2 rRNA genes are annotated in these 3,266 nt (G+C 53.4%); both read left to right on the top strand.

Annotated elements, in window-relative coordinates:
* Positions 1 to 41 precede the first annotated feature (41 nt).
* Positions 42 to 2,922 (top strand): 23S ribosomal RNA (locus MMB74_RS27190).
* Between the two features lie 168 nt (positions 2,923 to 3,090).
* Positions 3,091 to 3,203: ribosomal RNA gene (rrf, locus tag MMB74_RS27185) — 5S ribosomal RNA — on the top strand.
* The last annotated feature ends 63 nt before the right edge of the window (positions 3,204 to 3,266 follow it).

The following is a 3,266-nucleotide window of genomic DNA, read 5'->3' as shown; positions in this document are numbered from 1 at the left end:
ATCGGATTTCTTCGGAAATTGCGGAGACGCTCTCGTTATAGGGTCAAGCGAACAAGTGCATGTGGTGGATGCCTTGGCGATCACAGGCGATGAAGGACGCGGTAGCCTGCGAAAAGCCCCGGGGAGCTGGCAAACGAGCTTTGATCCGGGGATGTCCGAATGGGGAAACCCACTCCGTATGGAGTATCCGTAGCTGAATACATAGGCTATGTGAAGCGAACGCGGCGAACTGAAACATCTAAGTAGCCGCAGGAAAAGAAATCAACCGAGATTCCCAAAGTAGTGGCGAGCGAAATGGGAAGAGCCTGTACGTGTTATCTGTGTTGTTAGCTGAACGCTCTGGAAAGTGCGGCCATAGCAGGTGATAGCCCTGTAAGCGAAAGCAGCGTGGAAGGACTAGGCGTACGATAAGTAGGGCGGGACACGTGAAATCCTGTCTGAAGATGGGGGGACCATCCTCCAAGGCTAAATACTCGTGATCGACCGATAGTGAACCAGTACCGTGAGGGAAAGGCGAAAAGAACCCCGGGAGGGGAGTGAAATAGATCCTGAAACCGCATGCATACAAACAGTCGGAGCCTCGTAAGGGGTGACGGCGTACCTTTTGTATAATGGGTCAGCGACTTACGTTCAGTAGCAAGCTTAACCGATTAGGGCAGGCGTAGCGAAAGCGAGTCCGAATAGGGCGTTCAGTTGCTGGGCGTAGACCCGAAACCAAGTGATCTATCCATGGCCAGGTTGAAGGTGCGGTAACACGTACTGGAGGACCGAACCCACTAACGTTGAAAAGTTAGGGGATGAGCTGTGGATAGGGGTGAAAGGCTAAACAAACTTGGAAATAGCTGGTTCTCTCCGAAAACTATTTAGGTAGTGCCTCGTGTATCACCTTCGGGGGTAGAGCACTGTCATGGTTGAAGGGTCCATTGCGGATTACTTCGCCATAGCAAACTCCGAATACCGAAGAGTGCAATCACGGGAGACAGACATCGGGTGCTAACGTCCGGTGTCAAGAGGGAAACAACCCAGACCGCCAGCTAAGGTCCCCAAATATGGCTAAGTGGGAAACGAAGTGGGAAGGCTAAAACAGTCAGGAGGTTGGCTTAGAAGCAGCCACCCTTTAAAGAAAGCGTAATAGCTCACTGATCGAGTCGTCCTGCGCGGAAGATGTAACGGGGCTAAGCCATATACCGAAGCTGCGGATGCGTGCTTGCACGCATGGTAGGAGAGCGTTCTGTAAGCCTGCGAAGGTGTCTCGGAAGGGATGCTGGAGGTATCAGAAGTGCGAATGCTGACATGAGTAGCGATAAAGGGGGTGAAAGGCCCCCTCGCCGTAAGCCCAAGGTTTCCTACGCAACGTTCATCGGCGTAGGGTGAGTCGGCCCCTAAGGCGAGGCAGAAATGCGTAGCTGATGGGAAGCAGGTCAATATTCCTGCACCATTGTTAGATGCGATGGGGGGACGGATCGCGGAAGGTTGTCCGGGTGTTGGACGTCCCGGTCGCTGCATTGGAGAAGGCGCTTAGGCAAATCCGGGCGCGTAATTCAAGGGTGTGGCGCGAGCGGCTTTATGCTGCGAAGCAATCGGAAGTGGTTCCAAGAAAAGCCTCTAAGCTTCAGTCTAATGATGACCGTACCGCAAACCGACACAGGTGGGCGAGATGAGTATTCTAAGGCGCTTGAGAGAACTCGGGAGAAGGAACTCGGCAAATTGGTACCGTAACTTCGGGATAAGGTACGCCCTTGTAGCTTGACTGGCCTGCGCCAGAAGGGTGAAAGGGTTGCAATAAACTGGTGGCTGCGACTGTTTAATAAAAACACAGCACTCTGCAAACACGAAAGTGGACGTATAGGGTGTGACGCCTGCCCGGTGCCGGAAGATTAAATGATGGGGTGCAAGCTCTTGATTGAAGTCCCGGTAAACGGCGGCCGTAACTATAACGGTCCTAAGGTAGCGAAATTCCTTGTCGGGTAAGTTCCGACCTGCACGAATGGCGTAACGATGGCCACACTGTCTCCTCCCGAGACTCAGCGAAGTTGAAGTGTTTGTGATGATGCAATCTCCCCGCGGCTAGACGGAAAGACCCCATGAACCTTTACTGTAGCTTTGCATTGGACTTTGAACCGATCTGTGTAGGATAGGTGGGAGGCTATGAAACCGGAACGCTAGTTTCGGTGGAGCCGTCCTTGAAATACCACCCTGGTTTGTTTGAGGTTCTAACCTTGGCCCGTGATCCGGGTCGGGGACAGTGCATGGTAGGCAGTTTGACTGGGGCGGTCTCCTCCCAAAGTGTAACGGAGGAGTACGAAGGTACGCTAGGTACGGTCGGAAATCGTGCTGATAGTGCAATGGCATAAGCGTGCTTAACTGCGAGACCGACAAGTCGAGCAGGTGCGAAAGCAGGTCATAGTGATCCGGTGGTTCTGTATGGAAGGGCCATCGCTCAACGGATAAAAGGTACTCTGGGGATAACAGGCTGATACCGCCCAAGAGTTCATATCGACGGCGGTGTTTGGCACCTCGATGTCGGCTCATCTCATCCTGGGGCTGTAGCCGGTCCCAAGGGTATGGCTGTTCGCCATTTAAAGAGGTACGTGAGCTGGGTTTAAAACGTCGTGAGACAGTTTGGTCCCTATCTGCCGTGGGCGTTGGATATTTGAAGGGGGCTGCTCCTAGTACGAGAGGACCGGAGTGGACGAACCTCTGGTGTACCGGTTGTCACGCCAGTGGCATCGCCGGGTAGCTATGTTCGGAAGAGATAACCGCTGAAAGCATCTAAGCGGGAAACTCGCCTTAAGATGAGATATCCCCGGGGCTTCGAGCCCCTTGAAGGGTCGTTCAAGACCAGGACGTTGATAGGTCGGGTGTGTACATGCAGTAATGCATTTAGCTAACCGATACTAATTGCCCGTACGGCTTGATCCTATAACCGGAGCGTCTTACTCCCCACTCATGAGGGAGAGGAAAGCTCAAGGTTTGATCCTCGCAGTGCCACACAATCGCTGCCCAAGCACCATCCATTACACCGGTTCAGTCCGGATGCTTCTTCCCAGATTGGCTGCTAGCCCCACAGGCTCGCAGCAACAAGTCATGCCTGATGACCATAGCGAGTTGGTACCACCCCTTCCCATCCCGAACAGGACCGTGAAACGACTCCACGCCGATGATAGTGCGGATTCCCGTGTGAAAGTAGGTAATCGTCAGGCTCCTCCTCTGTACCAAACCCCCGTTAGCGAACCGCGCTAGCGGGGGTTTGTGCTTTTATTCCC

Source organism: Trinickia sp. Y13 (assembly GCF_029522115.1).
GTDB lineage: Bacteria > Pseudomonadota > Gammaproteobacteria > Burkholderiales > Burkholderiaceae > Trinickia.
The sequence above is the reverse complement of the archived record's forward strand: the minus strand, read 5'-3'. Positions and strand labels throughout refer to the sequence as shown.